The 16283-nt window shown below is 54.2% G+C and carries 17 protein-coding genes; 10 read left to right on the top strand and 7 right to left on the bottom strand.

The annotated features are described in order from the left end of the window. Positions 1-4: 4 nt before the first annotated feature. From ubiH to gcvH, 3 genes are all read left to right on the top strand, one after another. Positions 5-1282 carry a 2-octaprenyl-6-methoxyphenyl hydroxylase gene (ubiH, locus tag Q8A57_RS06635; protein WP_305170205.1) on the top strand — a complete coding sequence of 426 codons (1278 nt, stop codon included), beginning with the start codon at positions 5-7 and terminating at the stop codon, positions 1280-1282. Next, positions 1275-2495, top strand: coding sequence for a UbiH/UbiF/VisC/COQ6 family ubiquinone biosynthesis hydroxylase (locus Q8A57_RS06630; RefSeq protein ID WP_305170204.1), 1221 nt, complete (start codon positions 1275-1277; stop codon positions 2493-2495). Before ubiH ends, Q8A57_RS06630 begins: the two co-directional genes overlap by 8 nt. Positions 2496-2581: 86 nt before the next feature. Then, on the top strand, positions 2582-2971 hold the full coding sequence (gene gcvH, locus Q8A57_RS06625) for a glycine cleavage system protein GcvH (RefSeq protein ID WP_305170203.1): 390 nt from the start codon (positions 2582-2584) through the stop codon (positions 2969-2971). Positions 2972-3079: 108 nt separating this feature from the next. Here the strand turns inward: gcvH and hemB are convergent, their stop codons facing one another. Then, complete coding sequence (hemB, locus tag Q8A57_RS06620) at positions 3080-4093, bottom strand: porphobilinogen synthase (RefSeq protein WP_305170202.1); 1014 nt, start codon at positions 4091-4093, stop codon at positions 3080-3082. Between the two features lie 376 nt (positions 4094-4469). Here hemB and Q8A57_RS06615 point away from each other — a divergent pair, with 376 nt between their 5' ends. The 3 genes from Q8A57_RS06615 (at position 4470) to Q8A57_RS06605 (ending at position 7176) form a co-directional block, all read left to right on the top strand. Then, complete coding sequence (locus Q8A57_RS06615; RefSeq protein ID WP_305170201.1) at positions 4470-5888, top strand: AAA family ATPase; 1419 nt, start codon at positions 4470-4472, stop codon at positions 5886-5888. A gap of 2 nt (positions 5889-5890) precedes the next feature. Further along, positions 5891-6805 (top strand): DUF4435 domain-containing protein, encoded by a 915-nt coding sequence (locus Q8A57_RS06610; RefSeq protein ID WP_305170200.1) that lies wholly within the window; start codon positions 5891-5893, stop codon positions 6803-6805. A gap of 86 nt (positions 6806-6891) precedes the next feature. Further along, complete coding sequence (locus tag Q8A57_RS06605) at positions 6892-7176, top strand: hypothetical protein (RefSeq protein ID WP_305170199.1); 285 nt, start codon at positions 6892-6894, stop codon at positions 7174-7176. Between the two features lie 76 nt (positions 7177-7252). Here the strand turns inward: Q8A57_RS06605 and Q8A57_RS06600 are convergent, their stop codons facing one another. Continuing rightward, positions 7253-7834 carry a DUF2238 domain-containing protein gene (locus Q8A57_RS06600; protein WP_305170198.1) on the bottom strand — a complete coding sequence of 194 codons (582 nt, stop codon included), beginning with the start codon at positions 7832-7834 and terminating at the stop codon, positions 7253-7255. A 263-nt stretch (positions 7835-8097) separates the two neighbouring features. Here Q8A57_RS06600 and Q8A57_RS06595 point away from each other — a divergent pair, with 263 nt between their 5' ends. From Q8A57_RS06595 to Q8A57_RS06585, 3 genes are read left to right on the top strand one after another with little or no spacing between them, the layout of a single operon-like run. Continuing rightward, entirely contained in the window at positions 8098-8613 is a 516-nt protein-coding gene (locus Q8A57_RS06595) for a redoxin family protein (protein ID WP_305170197.1), read from the top strand. A gap of 36 nt (positions 8614-8649) precedes the next feature. Then, a complete protein-coding gene (locus tag Q8A57_RS06590; RefSeq protein ID WP_305170196.1) occupies positions 8650-8946 on the top strand; it encodes a zinc-ribbon domain containing protein in 297 nt (98 codons plus the stop codon). Positions 8947-8976: 30 nt separating this feature from the next. Then, entirely contained in the window at positions 8977-9186 is a 210-nt protein-coding gene (locus Q8A57_RS06585; RefSeq protein ID WP_305170195.1) for a DUF3565 domain-containing protein, read from the top strand. 58 nt (positions 9187-9244) lie between these two features. Here the strand turns inward: Q8A57_RS06585 and Q8A57_RS06580 are convergent, their stop codons facing one another. The 5 genes from Q8A57_RS06580 to hemL form a co-directional block, all read right to left on the bottom strand. Then, complete coding sequence (locus Q8A57_RS06580) at positions 9245-9793, bottom strand: helix-turn-helix transcriptional regulator (protein WP_305170194.1); 549 nt, start codon at positions 9791-9793, stop codon at positions 9245-9247. Between the two features lie 9 nt (positions 9794-9802). After that, positions 9803-10537, bottom strand: a complete 735-nt coding sequence (locus Q8A57_RS06575) for a cytochrome b/b6 domain-containing protein (RefSeq protein WP_305170193.1) — start codon at positions 10535-10537, stop codon at positions 9803-9805. A 271-nt stretch (positions 10538-10808) separates the two neighbouring features. Beyond that, the gene (locus Q8A57_RS06570) at positions 10809-13196 is read right to left on the bottom strand and encodes a penicillin acylase family protein (RefSeq protein ID WP_305170192.1); all 2388 of its coding nucleotides are present in this window, start codon (positions 13194-13196) and stop codon (positions 10809-10811) included. A gap of 146 nt (positions 13197-13342) precedes the next feature. Then, entirely contained in the window at positions 13343-14140 is a 798-nt protein-coding gene (locus Q8A57_RS06565) for a transglutaminase-like domain-containing protein (protein WP_305170191.1), read from the bottom strand. 150 nt (positions 14141-14290) lie between these two features. Then, positions 14291-15571 (bottom strand): glutamate-1-semialdehyde 2,1-aminomutase, encoded by a 1281-nt coding sequence (gene hemL, locus Q8A57_RS06560; protein ID WP_305170190.1) that lies wholly within the window; start codon positions 15569-15571, stop codon positions 14291-14293. An 80-nt stretch (positions 15572-15651) separates the two neighbouring features. Here hemL and Q8A57_RS06555 point away from each other — a divergent pair, with 80 nt between their 5' ends. Continuing rightward, positions 15652-16278, top strand: coding sequence for a DUF924 family protein (locus Q8A57_RS06555; protein WP_305170189.1), 627 nt, complete (start codon positions 15652-15654; stop codon positions 16276-16278). The last annotated feature ends 5 nt before the right edge of the window (positions 16279-16283 follow it).

Here is a 16283-nt window from a genome sequence, read left to right as displayed (position 1 = left end):
ACACGTGGCCGCTGAGCAGGACAACACATTCGATATCACCATCATCGGCGGCGGCATGGTGGGCGCCAGCCTGGCGCTGTTGCTGTCGTCTCTGAAGCTGGATTGGCGAATTCGTGTGGTGGAAGCGGTGGCAACGCCCTCGTCCGGTGTGCCCGCACAACCCAGTTTCGATGCCCGCTCCACGGCGCTGTCCCACAGCACCCGGGAAATTTTTGAACTGCTGGGCCTCTGGGATCAATTGCAGCAAGGCGTGGCTGCCATCAACGAAGTACATGTATCTGATCGTGGCCATATCGGCACCACCCGCCTTTCAGCGCAAGAGCAGAAGCTTCCTGCACTGGGTTACGTGGTGGAGAACCGCCATCTCGGTGCCGCGCTGATGGCAGCGGTTCAGCAAACCCCCGATATTGACTGGCTTGCTCCCGCCCGTGTCACCGCCGTTCAGGCGCGCCGGGAAGGGGTTGAGCTGACGGTTAGTCTCGACGATCAGGATGCGACGGAATCTTTTGCCAGCCGCCTGCTGGTGGTGGCAGACGGCGCGCAATCGCATACCCGGGAATTACTCGGTATCGGAGCCAGCAGCAAGGATTACGGCCAGATGGCGATTGTCGCCAATATTTCCCTGGCCCAGGATCACAATGGCGTGGCCTACGAGCGCTTTACCGATCTCGGCCCCATGGCCATGCTGCCGCTGCAACCCATTGAGGGTGAACACCGTGCCGCACTGATCTGGACGCTGCCGCCGGAACGTGCCGAAGCAATGCTGCAGGCCGATGACGAAACTTTCCTCGAGGAACTGCAACAGCGCTTTGGTTTCCGCCTTGGTCACTTTCAGCGAGTGGGTAGCCGTCAGGCATATCCCATCAAGCTGGTGACCAGCGATGAACAGGTGCGGCACCACGTGGTGGTCACCGGCAATGCCGCCCACTCCCTGCACCCGGTAGCCGGACAGGGCTTTAATCTTGCCCTGCGGGACCTGGCGGTGCTGGCCGAAGTGCTGGGTGACGCCGCTGCCAGGGGCGAATCTCTTGGTGATCTCCACGTGTTACAACGCTATTTGAATCAACAACAGGCCGACCAGCAAAAAACCATTTTGCTCAGCGACCTGTTGCCCAAAGTCTTCGGGCTGGATAGTTCGCCGGTGGCGCTGGCAAGAAACCTCGGGTTACTGGCACTGGATGCGGTGCCGTTGCTGCGTCATCAGTTTGCCCGCCTCGGTATGGGGTTGGAAACCCGTGGTACACCAAGGTTAAATGGCATCAAGGGAGCCGCCAATGGCTGACCATGCATTTGATATCGTGGTGGTGGGTGCCGGTATGGTCGGCGCCAGCTTTGCCGCCCGGGTGGCCAGCACCAATTGGGGGGCCGGGTTACGCATTGGCGTGCTGGAAGCCAGCCCTTTTGTGATGCCCGACCTGTCCCAAACTTTTGATCCCCGGGTCGTGGCACTGACTGAAGTATCCCGGCAACTGCTCAGTGATGTCGGTGTCTGGCAACAGATTGCCAGCCGTCGAACCTGCCCCTATCGCCATATGGAAGTCTGGGAAGCAGATGGCACCGGCCATATCGAATTCGACTGCGCCGAAGTCCGCCAGCCCAGCCTTGGGCATATTGTCGAAAATGCCCTGATCGTTGAGGCCCTGTTGCAGCGGTTAGAAGCATTGCCCAATGTGACCTTGCTTTGCCCCGCCAAGGTCACCGGCCTGGAGCGACTGGAAAAAGATGGCAGCGTGGTGATTGAACTGGCCGATGGCGACAGGGTGACAACACAATTGGTGGCCGCCGCCGACGGTGCCCGCTCACGGGTGCGCGAACTCTGCGGCCTGCAACTGCGACAGTGGGATTACGGCCATCAGGCCATCGTCACCACCATTACCACCGAACGTGAACACAACTTCACGGCCCGTCAGCGTTTCCTGCCCGAAGGCCCGCTGGCCTTCCTGCCCCTTCAGGACGAGCAGGGCGATTGCCACCGTTGTTCCATTGTCTGGTCCCAGCAGTCCGAGAAAGCCAAAGAGCTGATGGCGCTGGATGAGGCGGAGTTTTGCCGGGCGCTGGGTCAGGCCAGCGATCACTGTCTGGGTGAGATTACCGCCGTCGACAAACGCTACTGTATTCCCCTGTGGCAACGCCACGCGGTGGACTACGTGCTGCCGGGTATCGCCCTGCTGGGGGATGCAGCCCATACCATTCATCCGTTGGCGGGCCAGGGGGTAAACCTCGGTTTTCAGGATGCCATCACCCTGGCGGAAGAAATCCAGCGCTCCCTGTCCCGGGGGCTGTCGCCGGGTGAACTATCCGGCTTGAAGCGCTACCAGCGCCGCCGCAAACCCCACAACCTGGGAATGATGGCCACCATGGAAGGCTTTAAACGCCTGTTTGAGTCCCAGGCCATGCCTCTTCGATTGCTGCGTAACGACGGCATGAAGCTGGCCAACCAACTCGGTCCCCTGAAAAACCAGCTGGTGCGTCAGGCCATGGGGTTGGGTGGTTAAGGCCATCTTCCCAAGCACTTTAGTTTGCCGGCATTCGGGTTTAAAATCCCCGGCAGTTTTAGACTACCAATTTTGAGGACACCACCATGAGCGAGACCCCATCTGATCTGAAGTACGCCAGCACCCACGAGTGGGCTCGCGATGAAGGTGACGGCACTGTGACCGTGGGCATTACCGACCACGCCCAGGACAGCCTCGGCGACGTGGTGTATGTGGAGCTTCCCGAAATCGGCACCACCGTTTCCGCTGGCGATGAGGCTGGTGTGGTGGAATCCGTGAAAGCCGCTTCCGATATCTATGCCCCCGTATCCGGCGAAGTGATCGCCATTAACGATGTGCTGGAAAACGCCCCGGAAACCATTAACGATTCCCCCTACGATGACGGCTGGTTTTTCAAGATCAAAATGTCCGACCCGGAAGAGCTGGAAGACATGATGGATGCCGATGCTTACGCCGATGCGTCGGATGAAGACTAACTGCCTTTAAGAAAATGTTTTCGAGGCAGAAGCCACGCAGATAGTTTTCAAGCGCATTAAAAAGGGCTGCCAATGGCAGCCCTTTTTTGTTTCGGATAAACCCCGCCGTTATTTGTTTAACAGCCTTGCCGCTTCCATCGCAAAATACGTTAGCACCCCGTCGGCCCCGGCGCGTTTAAAGCACAATAGTGATTCCAGAATAATCTGCTCCCGGTTCAGCCAGCCGTGCTCAAACGCCGCGCAGTGCATGGCGTACTCGCCGCTCACCTGGTACACAAAAGTGGGGGCTTTCAACTCATCCTTCACCCGGCGCACCACATCCAGGTAGGGCATGCCCGGTTTCACCATGATCATGTCTGCGCCTTCCTGCAAATCCAGGGCGCACTCGTGCAGAGCCTCATCGCTATTGGCCGGGTCCATCTGATAGGTTTTCTTGTCGCCCCCCTTGATGTTGGCGGCAGAACCCACCGCGTCGCGGAACGGGCCGTAATAGCTGGAGGCGTACTTGGCGGAATAGGCCATGATGCGTGTATTCACATGGCCGTTTTGTTCAAGAATATTGCGCACCGCGCCAATGCGACCGTCCATCATGTCTGAGGGCGCCACCACATCGGCACCGGCCTCGGCGTGGGAGAGCGCCTGTTTCACCAGAGTTTCCACGGTAATGTCGTTCAGCACATAGCCGCTGGTTTCATCAATAATGCCGTCCTGCCCATGCACCGTGAATGGGTCCAGGGCTACATCGGTCATCACCCCCAGCTCCGGTACGGCATCCTTAATGGCTTTTACCGCTCGCTGTGCCAACCCATCCGGGTTGTAGGATTCTTCTGCTAACAGGCTCTTGGCGGACTGCGGCGTCACCGGAAACAGCGCTACCATAGGAATGCCGAGATCGGCGATTTCCCGGGCCTGCTGCACCAGCAGGTCGATGGATAGCCGCTCGATACCGGGCATGGAGGCCACCGCCTCGCGCTGGCCGGAACCCTCCAGCACAAATACCGGGTAAATCAGATCGTCGGGGGTCAGCACCGATTCCCGAACCAGGCGGCGGGAAAAATCATCGGCTCGGTTGCGACGCAGGCGGGTGGCGGGAAAGGGTCCGCGATTGTGGCTGAAACTCATGGCTGCTCCGGGTTGGCTAGGCCTGAGGATAATAGGTGGGATAGGGCGGTTAATCAATTTGTTGCAGGCCAGTGCCTTGGACGTGGGTTGCCAGTACAAGGTCACAGTGAAATACTTGTGAAGCAGTGAGGGGGAGACTAATTACTCTGCCTTTTGCAGGTAACCCACCAGTAACCACGGAGCGGTGATGAAGATTCTGCAAAATATTACCTCGTACGGGCAACTTATTCAGCTTGCCAGATAATCTAGAGAAGATTTAATTTGGAGCTTATGCCTTCTAAATTGGCAGCTAATTGCCAGGTGGCGTAGCATATGTGCGTGCATGAGCTGGCTAATAGCCGAATATTCACTAATTCTAATCAAGGTGAAAACACTAATGGATATGAGCGGCAAACCAATAATTAAATATTTTAGAATTATTGGTCTTCATGGTTATAAAGATGTCGTTATCGATTTTGATTCTCCTGTGAGGATAGTTATTGCTGAAAATGGAGCAGGAAAAACTACGATTTTATCAGCGCTACACTCATTCCTTACCTGTAAATTCCATAATTTAAGAGTCATTGATTTTGAGGAAATAAGATGTGTATTCAGCACCTCTGATGAAGAAATAATCCTTAAAAAGAAAAGCCTTTTAGATATTTCTTCAAGCAATATAGAAGCATTAGGGAATATCGTTCAATTTTCTGCTTTAGACGAGGCTGGGTGTATAGCTTACATTACTACGGAGTTTGATCCTGAAGATTGGGATGGTATGCGAAGCTCACCTGTTGGTCAGGCTTTGTATGACAGCTCTCCATGGGATTGGGAAACCATACATGAGCTATTGTCAGATGCCTTGGAAAACCTTGAGTCATCCATTGATGACGATATTCGAAGCATAACCAAAAAAATCAAAGCTGCGATTGGTAATACAGAGATTTTATATCTGCCAACCTATCGCAGAATTGAAAAGCTTTTCGAAAGGCAACGAAGCCGTTTTTCTAAGAGGCAGGCGCTAGCTAACTCCAGGAGGCAATCAGAACAATCGCCTGTTATTAGATCGCAAATGAACTATGGACTCGCTGACGTTGAAGATAGGCTAACCGCATTAACTGAAACAGTTCAAAGGAGAACAAATTTTGGGTATCGTGAAATTAGCGCAAATATAATTGATGATCTGCTTGCGGGTAAGGCTAAGAGGTCGAAAACAGACGTTTCCGATTTGCCTGATTTAGAGACCCTTAGACTATTTTTTTCTCGTATTGGCGGGGCAAAGAAATTAGAAGAAAATTACTTAGATAGAATTCAGCAAATATATGACGATGAAGATTATGAAGATGATAGTGACAGAGATACATTAATATATTTTTTATCTAAATTGTCACAAGTAGTAAATCAGACAAAACAGCTTGAGTCTACAATTGAGAATTTTGTAAAAAAAGCTAATACATATCTAGGGGAAACTAGCGATGTAAAGAGCTTTAATTATGATCCTGAACGAATGAGGGTTTCTGTAATAAATAAATGGACTTCTGAGGAGGTGAAATTAAACGATTTGTCGTCTGGTGAAAAACAAGTTGTTTCTCTTCTTTCTTATTTGTTTTTGTATACCTCAGACAAAATTATCTTGGTGGATGAGCCAGAATTATCGTTGTCCATCGACTGGCAACAAAAAATACTTGTCGATATGGCTGCAGCTCCTACTTGCAAGCAGCTATTAGCCATAACTCATTCCCCGTTTATTTTTGACAATGAACTGGACCCATGCAGCTCTCCATTGAAAATAAAAAGAGAAGAAAAAAATAGAGATTGATTATGTCGGCAGATGGATATGTAGATCATATTAGAAGCGCAAGAAAGCGGAAATCGGTCTTAAAAATCAAAGTGTTAAGTATCCGTTCTGGAGATATTAATGCCCCAATATTTATCTTTGAGGGTAAAACTGACATTGGTCCATATGAAGCTTGGATAAAGCGAATTGATGAAGATCTGAGTTACAAGGGGCTCCCCGCTGAGGGGAAAGCGCAAGTTTTAGAGTTTAGGGAGTCTATTCGCGATGAAAACTTAGGCCCAGTTTACTTTTTTGTAGATCATGATTTTGATGGCCTAAGAGAATATCGCCCATCCAGTAATATTTACTGTTTAGATTCATATTCATATGAAAACTACCTGGTTACCAATGTCGTTTTGGAGTCTATTTTGAACGATGAGTTTGAATGTTCAGTCGAGCCAGAAAGCATTCATTCCGCACAAAGTCTCTACAGTAAAGTTTCTGCTTCTTTTTGTGATGCAATGAAGGAGGCTAACTTAAGGTTTTTTGTTGCTGCAAAGTATGATTTAAAAAGAGGCCGCGTTGATAATAGAATCAATCAATTCGTTTCTGTTTTTATTGATTTTGTTGCTAAAAAATATGACTCAGATCGGCTTAATCAACTTGTTCCATTGCTGGATGAATACTCGCAGGATGAATTTTCTTCTGCAGAAGAGTTTTTTCTTAATATTTGTGATCCTATGAAAAACCATAGAGGAAAATATATATTTTCCTTCTTTCTGTGTTGGCTCGACCTCCTGGCTGATGCTCGAAAAGCTGGCACGTACCCTTTTTTGGCTAGTGCCAGTATTAAGTACAACAGGGCCGCCATGTCGCCGAGATCTTTAGCTGGCAGGTCAAAAATCCCTACTGGATTGTCAGACTTTATTCTAAGTATTAGAGGGGCTTGTGCTGCTTAGGGAATAGAATAAGTGGGGTCAGATAACACTTTCAATATTTGTGGCCAGTGTTAACGTGCTGAAGCCGCTACTACACGGGAGCCTCGGTGTTAAATTACTTAAAAATATTTAGCTGGCTACTCCTGACCTTTGGCGTGGTGGGGTTCCTGGCGATTGTTTTGGGTTTTGCTCCCGAAATTGGTTCTCGCCCTGCGGCACTGGGGCTGATGGGGGTTCAGGCCGCCGTCGGCGCATTGATTCTCTATGGCTTTAAGCTTAATCGCCTCGGGAAACTCGACAGAAAGTACCTGCTATACGGTGGTTGGGCACTGATCGTGTTGCTCGTTATTCTTGGTCAGGTTTGGGTCAATATCAGCGATATCAATCTTTAACAAGGCCGAGCTTCTCTAGGCCTCCTGGAGGCAGGGCTATGTCTCCCTGCGCGGTATCGGAATCACTGCAAAGGCTTCATTGGGATGGGATGTTAGCTTCTTCTCCCTTGAAAAAAGGAATGGCCAGGCAGGCACCCAGAAAATTCGCCACCAGATCAATCGCGGTATTCTCATATCCGCCCACATTGGTGTTGGGCACCAGCACCGTAGCCGAAAACTCCACAATTTCATTCATGCCGCCCACGCCGCTCGCGGCCAGTACCGTCAGTGCTGCGAGTAGCCATTGCGGTGCGTCGAGCCTGACGGTTGAAACCACTCGCCACAGCAGCAGCGCGATAATGAAGTAGCAGTAGGTGTGCACAATTTGATCGTATTTCAGGATGGAGTAGGGCTCGCCGACGAGATCGATCAACACCAGTGAATACAGCACGCTGCCGTTCACCGGCCACAGCCCGCCGAGAATATGTAGCACCAGCCAGAGGTTGAAACCCCACAGCACCGCAGGGCTGAAGGTGAATTTTCTGTCCCCCAGGTAGATCAGCGTCACCAGCACAAGTGTGACGAGGGTGTAGATAACGAATTCGTAGTTCTGGGCCACCAGGCTCCAGGCTCCCAGCGTGGCTGCCAGTGTGTAAGCGAAGAGAAACGGTTTGCGCATGTGGTGCTCCAGTTCCGTGTTGGGTGAAATTCCGTGTCAGGTGAGTGTAACCCGCATCCGCTGGTTGGGGCAGGGCGGGTCGCACGGGCCGGGACGAAAGCGGGCTATTCTGCTAGGGTAGCTGCTCAGAATTAAGGTGCACGGTTTTGTGTGCGAATAAACAAAGAACGCTGTGCCGGGTTGGCATCGGGGTTTTGCCCCTACAATTGTCCCGCTGTCCCCTTTAAAATCACGTACGCCAGTTTAAGAAAACGAGAATAAAGATGAGCAATAAAGTCCCAGAGATGATTTTCAGAAACCGTGTTCGCGGTGAAGGCGTTGGCGGCAGAAACCCGTGGCGTTGGGTGGATATTCCATCGGATGAAGTTTTCTCGGGTAAAAATATTGTGGTGTTTGCCCTGTCGGCAGCCATTACGCCGAGGGCCTCCAATGCGCATTTGCCCGACTACGATGCCAAGTATGAGGAGCTGAAATCTCTTGGTGTGGATGAGGTGTACTGCATGAGTGTGACCGCACCTTTTACCATGTCGCAGTGGGCCAAAAATATCGGCATTGAAAACGTAAAAATGCTGCCTGATACACAGGGCGATTTTACCCGTGGCATTGGCATGCTGATTACCAAGGGCGGTCGTGAAATGACTTGGCGTTATTCCGCCCACATTGTTGATGGCGAAATCAAAAAGCTATTTGCCGAGCCAGGCATGATGAACGATTGTCCGGATGACCCCTTTGAGTGCAGTGATGTGGACACCATGATTGCTTACCTGAAGGAATCCTGAGGCCTCGGGACGGTAACTTTCACTGTCAGGTGATGGATGGGCAAACAGGTCAGATCAAACAATAAAAAACAGGATCGACTGCCCGTCGACGCCAGCAAGCTGGTGATGGGTAACACCTATTCAAGCGCGCCGGATTTCTATTACGACATCGAGTTTGACTGCGAGGACTGCGGCATACATCAGACTTGGAGCGCCACTCAGCAAAAATGGTGGTATGAGGAGGCGGGGGGCTATTTCTTCAGTACCGCCGTTCGCTGCCGGGCGTGCCGAGAAAAGGCGCGGCAAAAAAAGCGCCAGGCGAGAATCGCCGCCGGCCATGAACAAGACAGTTAACCTCTAGCCAGCCAGTCGGGGTTTGGCGCAATGAAACAACCTATCTGTGGTTACCATAAAGACGAATGTGACGATTGGGTGGCGGAGCTGGTCTGTGGCCACTTTCAGCATGTGCGCCACGACCCGCCATGGACCAACCGCCCCTGGGTTGAGTCACAGGCTGGTCGAGATGGCATGTTGGGGTTCGAGCTGGATTGCAAAAAATGTGATCGTGGTGAGCCGGTGGATGTGGCCACGTAAAAACGTTTAAGCAATAGGAGTCCGTGCGGGTTTACTGGTTGCCGAGGGATAATTGGAATCAGTTGGATGAAGGTTGTTCCCGGTCTTTGTTGGCGTCCATGCTCGTGGCGGGCAGCAGGTCTTCGAGAAAGAACGCGGCGAGTTCCGAGCGCCCGGACAGGCCGGCTTTGGCGTAAATTGACATGGATTGCACCCGGGCAGTCTTCTCCGCGGTATCCCTTATTTCGGCAATTTCCTTGAGGCTCATGCCCTTGAGCAACAGGAAGGCCACTTCCCGTTCCGCCGGGGTCAGGTGCCAGGCGGACAATTGCTGGTCGATAGCTTCAGACAATCCATCCAGATAGGTTTTCGAGCGATCGCGCCACTCTTCCGATTCCTGTTTGAGGCTGGCGGAAATTTGCCGCTCCCGGTTAAGGTGCTTTTTCAGCCGGAATATATCCTTCAGCACGTAAAAGACCCCGCACAGACCCAGCAACCCCGCCGTTGCCTCTGCGAGGAGGTGCCAGAGGGCAACCCCCTCGCCGGAGTCTGTGACCAGGTCAAAGGCGATGATGGCCGTGATCAGCAGCAGGGTGATGAGCAGTATGGCGCGGTCTCGGGAGGTCATGATGCTTTTCTAGTCGTCGTCATGCTCGTGATCATCGAGGGATTCATGCTCGTCGTCATCCTCCACTTCCCCCAGGTGCAGTTGAGAACCGAGCAGATTCAGCTCCCGGGTATCGGTGTTGAAGTTTTGCAGCAGGTAACCGGCAAATGCGATGGTCAGGACCAGAAAAAATACCCCACTGATGCGACGGGCTTTAACCGGTGCGCTGTCGGCGGGCACGTGCTGTTTTTCGCCGTTCACTATGCTTTTCCAGATGGGGTCACGGTGTTTCGAAGTATGGAGGACTATACCGGCGAGGTGAAGCAGAACTATCACCAGAAAGCCGTTGGCGAGTAGTTCGTGAACTTCTTCCAGGTCTTCGCCTGCCAGTCCTGAGGCCATCAGGTAGCCGGTGATGCCCAGGCCCACCGCGCAGGCCATCATGGTGACGGCGGCCCAGCTCGAGGCCGGATTGTGACCGCTCCAGAGTTTGTGATCGCCGGATAGCAGGCCTTTGAAATAACCGATGAGTTTCCGGGGGTGCAGGGGAAAATCTGAAAAACGGGCGTGGGTGGTGCCGATGACACCCCACACCAGTCGCCAGGCCACCAGGAAGCACAGGGTTAGCCCCGCGATCATGTGGTAGGAAAACACCAGGGACTCGTCGTCAACGGTATTGCCAATAGTAAAGGCCACCACAAAGAGCGTGGCAAAAAGCCAGTGAAAAACCCTGGTGGGCAGATCGTAGACACATTTAGCTTTCATCGCGGATTCCTCTGTGTGCCGGTTATCCCGGAGAGATCAAAAGTGATGTCTGCAGATTAGAGGGGTGGCTATTTGGAAGCATTGTGCAAATGACCTAAAGGGGCCAAAAGAGCGAGAAATGGCGGTATAGGACATAGGCCCTATGTCCTAGGAGGCCTGTAACTGGTTGATAATGTAGGAATACTTAAGCTGTATGCTGCGTGGGTGGGTGCAGGGAGAAATGCCCCGAAGGTATCCCTCCGGGACTGTTATTGCCTCCATATTTGCTTCGTTACTGGGGTGATAACGTCAAACGCCATTTCTCCGGCCCTGGTAAAAATGGGGAGGCATTACCCTCTACCCAGTCCCGGTGGCCCAGTGCGTAATAGCTGGAGAGCGGATGGCCGCTCTGCCCGGCGGCCATATGGAAAATGCCGTTTTCCTCGTGGCCCGGCGCCACCACCATGCGTTCGGAAGCACCCATTTTCGGTTTTTGCACCCGGGGCATATAGGTATCGCCGTCCATGGGTTGGCCGGGCATGTTGAGCAGGTTGCCCAGCAGGGGGATGGCGCCACTCAAGGGGTGGCGGATGGCCAGGGTATTGGCCTCGCCCCAGGTTTGTTCCCTCAACGGTTTGCCGTTTTCGGTGAGGTCGTTAAGGGTTCTGTTGGCCTGTGCCACGAGAAATTCCTGCCAGTTGCGATAGCCCTCGGGAACATGTGCAGCGGGTTGTTCGGTAATCAGTGCCCAGGTGGGGTATTCAAGGTAGACGCTGGCGCGCACCGGGTCGAAGAAGTCGGTATCCTCATCCAGCTTCTGTATTACCCGCCCGGTGCTGGCACCGATCACGTTTTCACGAAACCGTTTCACAATCAGGTACCCTGCGGAGGTTTTCGAGGCGCGGCCCTGCCAGTTCTCCAATAGTTCGGTCAGGGTGGCGGCATTTTGTATATCGGAATTTTCCCTGGCGAGGTTTAGTAGCAGTTGCTGCCAGCGGCTCAGGAACAGGGCGCGGTCGTCCAGTGCGATGGCCAGCATATCCTGTTCGCTGAAGAGGGTTTTGCTGTTGAGGTCCTTGGCGATCTGTTGCTGGCGGGCACCCAGGGCATAACTGCCGTGGCCGATTTTGTCGAGCATGCTACCGGAGACCACCCGGGCATTGGCGGTCCAGATTCGGCTGCCCGCGGGATTGATCACCTTGGGATACTCGGCGGCGCTCAGGTAGCCATCCCAGTGCAGTTCACCTGTCGACCAGTCCTGTGGATATTTTGATGATAGCCGTTCGCTGTTGAAGCCTACCCGCTTGGGCAGACGACCGGCGATGGTCCAGCCCTGGTTGCCATCGTGGTCCACCACATTGAGGTTCTGCCCCGGAATGCCCATGTTGGCGGCGAGCTGTATGGCTTCATCGACACTGTTGGCAGCTTCCATCTGACGTAGTTGCAGGTTGGCTCCTTCGGGATCGTGAGCGACCCAGCGCAGTGCCAGTGGGCGGTGCTTGTGGTCTTCGCCGATCACCGGCCCCCAGATGGTGTGTTTGATCGCCAGGGTCTCGTCGGGCTCGTCTTTCACCTTCAGGGTTTCTATCTCCGTGGTGAAAGGCTGCCAGCCGTCGGGGGTGAGGTAGGCATCGCCAGCATCATTGACCGTTAACACGATGCTGTCCTGGTAGTCGCCATAGGTGTTGGTGAAGCCCCAGGCGATATGCTCATTGGAACCCACCACCATTACCGGCACGCCGGGTAGGGTGACGCCAGTGACACGACGCTTGTCGGCGGGCAGGTGCCAGGAGGCCCGATACCAGATATTGGGCACGTTCAGCCCCAGGTGCATGTCGTTGGCGATCATGCCCGACGGGTAATCGGTGAGTGAGCCGCCCACGGACCAGTTGTTGGAGCCGACGGCGACAAAATCCTGATATACCGCTGCGGTGGCCTCGGCATCTTGTGGTATCTGCAATTGCGCCAGAGGCTGTGTGGGAAGACGATCATTAAACACATAGGCGGGCCCCTCAATGGGGGCGTCCCACTCGCCGCCCTCAGGGACCAGGAAGGCATACCAGTCGGCGGGCAGCGAATCCCGCAGCACCGCGAGCGAGCGTTCGTATTCGCTCAGTTCCGGTTGCAGGTCGATGTACATGCTGAACATTGCCAGGAAGGCATCTTCAACCTGCCAGGGTTTGGGCGGTGTGCGCAACAGGGCGTATTCAAAGGGTGCCTTGCCAAGTTCATCGAGTCCCTTGTTGACTCCCGCGGTATAGGTTTTCAGCAGGGTTTGGTCTTCCGGGCCAAGGGCCTGAAAGGCACGTAGTGCACGCTTGCGAAATTGGTGAACGCGAACGGCTTTGTCGTGATTCAGCGCGAGTATGCCGAACAGCTCCGAGAGTTCGCCGGCGGAATTGCGGCGCAGCAGATCCATCTGGAAAAACCGCTCCTGGGCGTGGAGAAAGCCGAGGGCGAATGCGATGTCGCTGCGATTGCTGCCGCCGATAGTGGGAATGCCCTGAGCATCCCGGTCGATGGTGACGGTGCTGTGCAACTGTTCAGTGGTAACGTTGCCTTCGAGCTTGGGCAGGCTGGCGTGCAGGAACCAGTAGCCGTAGCCGGCGGCTGCAATGACCAGCAGGGTGAACAGTAGCAGTGCATGCGTTAGCCAGCGGGGTAAAAATCGTAGCGACATGGAGGCAGCCTGAATTTCTAAGTCGTGATGAATGACACAGGATAATGAAATCGGGCGGCTTTATGGAATGTTGTTCCCGGGAAAACTGCCCTTAGCGCTGGTTGGACCTCAGGCCGGGCAGATAATTCGCAGGCATTACTGGTAGGTTAAATGTCCTTTTCCTCGATGCGTTGCACCTGGATATTCTGGTAGATGGGATACACCGGTGGGCCAAACTGGTTGTTGATGGCGACATCGGCGGCATCGCGCCCGTAACCGATGACCACATAGCCGCCCCGTATATGGGATTGGGTGGGGTCGAAGGTGTACCAACGGCCACCCACATAGGCCTCAAACCAGGCGTGTAAATCCATAGGTTGCAGGTCGTGCAGATAGCCTACCACCAGCCGTGCGGGAATGCTGAGGCTACGACACAGGGCAATGCCGAGGTGTGCAAGATCGCGGCAGACCCCCGATCCACGGGTATTAATTTCTATGGCGGAAACCGGCACATCGCTGGTGCCTGGCAGGTAGCTGATGTTATCGCGCACCCAGGTTTCGATGGCTTTCACCTGATCGTAGCCCATCAGATAACCGGCGGTAATGTCGGTAGCCATTTGACCAAAGCGGTCGGACTCGCAAAAGCGGCTGGGCAATAGGTAACTGAGCACTGCGTCGGGTAGGTATTCCACCTCGACAAAGGGCGCCCCCGGGGCCTCGTCTACGAAGTCGTCGGTGCGAACATCGGCCGAGGTGTAAATGGAAAAGTGCCCGGGAGGGGCAACGAGCCGCTGGCAGAGGTTGCCGTAGGTGTCGGTGAATTCGAACATGGGTACGTTGGGTTCGAGCCGGTATTTCTCGCTGGCTACCCATTGCTGAAGACCGCTGCGCAGGCGCAGCATCAGAATAAACGGTGTTGGTACCGAGATTTCGAACGATAAGTCACATTTGGTGCGTAACCACATGCCGTAGATCCTATGTCAGGATGAAATTATCACTCACAGTCGGTGCGCGTTTTTGTGTGGCAATTATAGTTACGCAATACGAAAGCGTTGCAGACCACTTTAACGCAGGCTGGCAAGAATAAGCCAGCCTGCGAAAGTAGGGCTTTTTCTTTACAGCGTATTGAAGACCCGCTCTGCGGCATCCAGGGTGAAGTTCAGGTCGTCATCGCTGTGAGCGGTTGAGAGGAACCCCGCTTCGTAGGACGCCGGTGCCAGGTACACGCCTTCATCCAGCATGCCGTGGAAGAATTTGCCGAAGCGCTCGGTATCGCAGGCCATCACCTGCTGGTAATTGGTGACGCTGCTTTCCTCGGTGAAAAATACCCCGAACATGCTGCCCACGTGGTTGGTGGTCATAGGGATGCCCGCCGCGTCGGCGCGAGCCTGCAGGCCCTCGATCAGGCAGGTGGTTTTGGCAAAGAGGTCGTCATGGAAGCCGGGCTGGGCCAGCAAATCCAGAGTGGCGAGACCGGCAGCCATGGCCACCGGGTTGCCGGACAACGTTCCCGCTTGGTACACCGGCCCCAGCGGAGCGATTTGTTCCATAATCTTGCGCTTGCCGCCGAAGGCGCCCACCGGCATGCCGCCACCGATAACCTTGCCGAGGGTGATCAGGTCGGCATCAATCTGGTAGCGGCCCACGGCGCACTCGGGGTGCACTCTAAAGCCGGTCATCACTTCGTCGATAATTAATAGAGCACCGTGCAAATTACATTGCTGGCGCAGGGCTTCGAGGAAGCCGGGCACCGGCGGTATGCAACTCATGTTTCCGGCCACTGGCTCAAGGATGACACAGGCGACTTGTTCGCCGATTTCGGCAAAGGCTTGCTGTACGCCTTCAATATCGTTGTAGGTGAGGGTGACTGTATGGTCTGCCAGGGCTGCCGGAACACCGGGGGAGCTGGGCACGCCGAGGGTAAGTGCTCCGGAACCGGCCTTCACCAGCAGCGAGTCGGAATGACCGTGGTAGCAGCCCTCGAACTTGATAATTTTATCGCGGCCAGTAAAACCCCGCGCCAGGCGGATGGCGCTCATTGTGGCTTCGGTACCGGAGTTGACCATGCGCACCATCTCGAGGCCGGGAACCCGTTCGCAGAGTTTGTCGGCGAGGTCGATTTCCAGCGCTGTGGGTGCGCCGAAGGTCATGCCCTTTTGCAGTTGGCGGGTGACAGCTTCAATCACGGCGGGGTGATTGTGACCGGCGATCATCGGGCCCCAGGAAAGCACGTAGTCGACATAGCGCTTGCCGTCGGCATCGAACAGGTGGGCGCCCTTGGCGCTCTCGAAAAATACCGGGGTGCCGCCGACGGCCTTGAAGGCGCGTACTGGAGAATTTACCCCACCGGGAATGTGCTTCTGGGCTGCTGCGAAAAGCTTTTCAGATTGTTGCATGATGAATACTGACTTTTTACCGCTGATTGATTTGCGGCTATTATCACCAATTGGCGCGGGGGGCGCCATGGAATGTGTAGATGGGAGGAGCAATGGACGGTAGTGGACTTCCGGCTTGGCAAGGCGTGCTGGATTATTGGTTCGGTGATGGGGTGGACGGTGCTCAGATCGCCGAACAGCAGGCGGCCCTGTGGTGGGGAAAGTCGGCTGGGACTGATCAAGAGATACGTGAGCGCTTTGAAACCCTGCTACAGGTGTTGGTGAATGGCGGTAATCGATACTGGTTGCAGTTTGCCGAGAGTCGCTTGGCGGCCATTGTGGTGCTGGATCAATTCTCCCGGAATATTTACCGCGATACACCCACAGCCTTCAGCGCTGACCGACTGGCCCTTAACTGGAGTCTGTCGGGTATAGAATCAGGGCTGGACAAACAGTTGCGACCCATTGAGCGGGTGTTTTTTTACCTGCCCCTGGAACATTCGGAAGACCCACATATACAGGCGCGCAGCGTATTTCTGTTTAAGCAGTTGTTGTCCCAGGTGGACGATAAACAGAAAGAGGCTTTTGCCAACTTCCTGGATTATGCCGAGCGGCATGCGGCGGTGATTGAGCAGTTTGGCCGCTTCCCCCATCGCAATAAGATTCTCGGGCGTGAGTCCACAGCTGCCGAGCTGGAGTACCTGGCGCAACCCGGCAGCGGTTTCTAGGTTAG

The organism is Porticoccus litoralis, from assembly GCF_030676955.1.
Taxonomy (GTDB): Bacteria; Pseudomonadota; Gammaproteobacteria; order Pseudomonadales; family Porticoccaceae; genus Porticoccus; species Porticoccus litoralis.
The sequence above is the reverse complement of the archived record's forward strand: the minus strand, read 5'-3'. Positions and strand labels throughout refer to the sequence as shown.

Bases quoted from the DNA above. Each gene is read 5' to 3' on its own strand.
- Q8A57_RS06595 (WP_305170197.1), top strand. From the start codon at position 8,098: ATGAGCAATAAAGTCCCAGAGATGATTTTCAGAAACCGTGTTCGCGGT.
- Q8A57_RS06615 (WP_305170201.1), top strand. From the start codon at position 4,470: ATGGATATGAGCGGCAAACCAATAATTAAATATTTTAGAATTATTGGT.
- gcvH (WP_305170203.1), top strand. From the start codon at position 2,582: ATGAGCGAGACCCCATCTGATCTGAAGTACGCCAGCACCCACGAGTGG.
- hemL (WP_305170190.1), bottom strand. From the start codon at position 15,571: ATGCAACAATCTGAAAAGCTTTTCGCAGCAGCCCAGAAGCACATTCCC.
- Q8A57_RS06630 (WP_305170204.1), top strand. From the start codon at position 1,275: ATGGCTGACCATGCATTTGATATCGTGGTGGTGGGTGCCGGTATGGTC.
- hemB (WP_305170202.1), bottom strand. From the start codon at position 4,093: ATGAGTTTCAGCCACAATCGCGGACCCTTTCCCGCCACCCGCCTGCGT.
- Q8A57_RS06590 (WP_305170196.1), top strand. From the start codon at position 8,650: ATGGGCAAACAGGTCAGATCAAACAATAAAAAACAGGATCGACTGCCC.
- Q8A57_RS06610 (WP_305170200.1), top strand. From the start codon at position 5,891: ATGTCGGCAGATGGATATGTAGATCATATTAGAAGCGCAAGAAAGCGG.
- Q8A57_RS06565 (WP_305170191.1), bottom strand. From the start codon at position 14,140: ATGTGGTTACGCACCAAATGTGACTTATCGTTCGAAATCTCGGTACCA.
- Q8A57_RS06555 (WP_305170189.1), top strand. From the start codon at position 15,652: ATGGGAGGAGCAATGGACGGTAGTGGACTTCCGGCTTGGCAAGGCGTG.
- Q8A57_RS06600 (WP_305170198.1), bottom strand. From the start codon at position 7,834: ATGCGCAAACCGTTTCTCTTCGCTTACACACTGGCAGCCACGCTGGGA.
- Q8A57_RS06570 (WP_305170192.1), bottom strand. From the start codon at position 13,196: ATGTCGCTACGATTTTTACCCCGCTGGCTAACGCATGCACTGCTACTG.
- Q8A57_RS06585 (WP_305170195.1), top strand. From the start codon at position 8,977: ATGAAACAACCTATCTGTGGTTACCATAAAGACGAATGTGACGATTGG.
- Q8A57_RS06575 (WP_305170193.1), bottom strand. From the start codon at position 10,537: ATGAAAGCTAAATGTGTCTACGATCTGCCCACCAGGGTTTTTCACTGG.
- Q8A57_RS06580 (WP_305170194.1), bottom strand. From the start codon at position 9,793: ATGACCTCCCGAGACCGCGCCATACTGCTCATCACCCTGCTGCTGATC.